Source organism: Mesorhizobium sp. M7A.F.Ca.CA.003.01.2.1 (assembly GCF_003998945.1).
GTDB lineage: Bacteria > Pseudomonadota > Alphaproteobacteria > Rhizobiales > Rhizobiaceae > Mesorhizobium > Mesorhizobium ciceri.
Genome location: NZ_RZRA01001222.1, coordinates 1 through 1,298, shown reverse-complemented (window position 1 = coordinate 1,298; position 1,298 = coordinate 1). Strand labels below are relative to the sequence as shown.

General features: G+C 64.8%; 1 pseudogene. It reads left to right on the top strand.

Annotated elements, in window-relative coordinates:
- Nucleotides 1-297: 297 nt before the first annotated feature.
- Nucleotides 298-1,298, top strand: a pseudogene (locus EN969_RS31430) (PQQ-binding-like beta-propeller repeat protein); the annotation flags it as partial.

The window sequence follows — 1,298 nt, the reverse complement described above, 5'->3', positions numbered from 1 at the left end:
CCTCGAGCGTTTGTGCCGACGCCGGTTGACTGCCAGCCATAAGCACGACGAAGCCGAACAGCGCGCCGGCAATGCGCATCCATGGCGGAAAGACGAAGGGCATGACTCGGTCTACTCCACGGTGATGCTGCGACGGAGACTGCTCGATAACCCGACCGCAGGCAAGATGAATTGCCACCTTGGCGTGTGGGCCAGCTTGACAGGCGGGGCGGGCAGGAGAAAGCTGTGCGCAGGGCAGGAACGGGACATCGGGCTGTCCTTGGCGTGGCAAAGCGCAACAGTCGAAGGAGTATCATCTTGGCTGTCACCATCACCTCCCTCATTCTTTTCCTCATCGGCCTGGCACTCGGCGGCGGCGGCATCCGCCTGGCGATGCTGGGCGGCAGCTGGTACTATGTCGTTGCTGGCCTTGCCTTCCTGATCGCCGCCTGGCTGCTCTACCGGCGCCGGTCCACCGCACTGTGGCTCTACGCGGCGATCGTGCTCGGCACGCTGGCCTGGGCGGTCTGGGAAACCGGCTTCGACTGGTGGGAACTCGGGCCTCGCGGCGGCGTCATCGTGCTTCTCGCTTTATGGCTGCTGACGCCGTGGGCGAGACGGGGTCTTGTCGGCCCTGACGCACGCGCGCCGCTGATCCTTGCCGTGCTGGCATCACTGGCCGTCGCCGGTTATTCGATGACTTCGGATCCGAAGGACATTGCCGGCGAACTCGGCACCGACAAGGTGGTCGCCAACGCCAATCTCGGCAATGACGTGCCGGCCGGCGAGTGGCACTATTACGGCCGCACGCAGTTCGGCCAGCGCTATTCGCCGCTCGACCAGATCACACCGGACAATGTCGCCAAGCTGCAGCCTGCCTGGACCTACCAGACCGGCGACGTGAAGGGACCGGACGATGTCGGCGAGACCACCTATCAGGTGACGCCGCTGAAGATCGGCGACACGCTCTACATCTGCACGCCGCATAATTTCGCCATCGCCATCGATGCCGCGAGCGGCAAGGAGAAATGGCGCTTCGATCCCAAGGTCAAGCTCGACAAGGACCGCCAGCACCAGACCTGCCGCGGCGTGGCCTATTACGCCGATGCCGCCGGCGCCGCCGGGCAGCCCTGTGCGACCCGCGTCTACCTGCCGACCTCGGACGCGCGGCTGATCGCGCTCGACGCCGCCAACGGGCAGATCTGCCCGGCTTTCGCCGAGGGCGGCACGCTGAACCTTCTGACCAACATGCCCTATCCGAAGTCGGGCTATTATTACTCGACCTCGGCACCGCTGATCTCAGGCGGCAAGATCATTGT